Genomic DNA, 862 nt, shown 5'->3' with positions numbered 1-862 from the left:
TGGATGATTAAAAGAGGTGGAGAGATGCAACAATTTTTATTAAAGAGTAAAAGAGTATTAAGTAATCATTTTGGATTTTTCGTATTTGCAGTTATTTTACTTTGGTTAAAAACATATGCAGCATATGCGATAGAATTTAATTTAGGGATATCGAACACAATCCAAAAGTTCTTACTGTTTTTCAACCCGCTAAGCTCAGCAGTTCTATTTTTAGGGCTCGCATTATTCGCAAAGGGGAAACGAGCTTACATTTGGTTAATTGTTATTAATTTGCTAATGTCGATACTTTTATATGCCAACGTAGTATATTATCGCTTTTTCAGCGACTTTATTACGTTCCCGACATTAACACAATCGAATAACTTTGGAGATTTAGGTAATAGTATTTTTGCATTGCTACACGTATATGATCCACTATATTTCTTAGATACAATCATTTTAATTGTTTTAGTCGCAACGAAATTTGTAAACCCTAAACCAATCCGTGTTGCGAAGTATAAATTATCACTTGTGTTTATAGCAGGTATTTTATTCTTTAGTATTAACCTAGGACTCGCAGAAGCGGATCGTCCTCAGTTATTAACTAGAACATTTGATCGTAATTATATTGTGAAATATTTAGGAGTGTATAACTTTACGATTTATGATGGTATTCAAAGTGCGAAAGCATCAACAGAACGAGCATTAGCTGATGGAGATAATATGACAGAAGTTAGAAACTATCTTACAACAACTTATGCAAGTCCGAATCCTGAGTATTTTGGTAAAGGAAAAGGAATGAACGTAATTTATATTCATTTAGAGTCATTCCAAAACTTTTTACTAAACTATAAGCTAAATGGCCAAGAAGTTACACCATTCT

1 protein-coding gene is annotated in these 862 nt (G+C 32.1%); it reads left to right on the top strand.

Annotated elements, in window-relative coordinates; all coding sequences use genetic code 11:
* Nucleotides 1-24: 24 nt before the first annotated feature.
* Nucleotides 25-862: LTA synthase family protein (locus tag KI356_RS27620; protein WP_238486259.1), on the top strand; the 838-nt coding region annotated here is incomplete at its 3' end.

The organism is Bacillus hominis, assembly GCF_018332515.1.
In the GTDB taxonomy this organism is placed as follows: Bacteria; Bacillota; Bacilli; order Bacillales; family Bacillaceae_G; genus Bacillus_A; species Bacillus_A hominis.
Note: the sequence above shows the minus strand (reverse complement) of the source record. Positions and strands in the feature narration are given on the sequence as shown.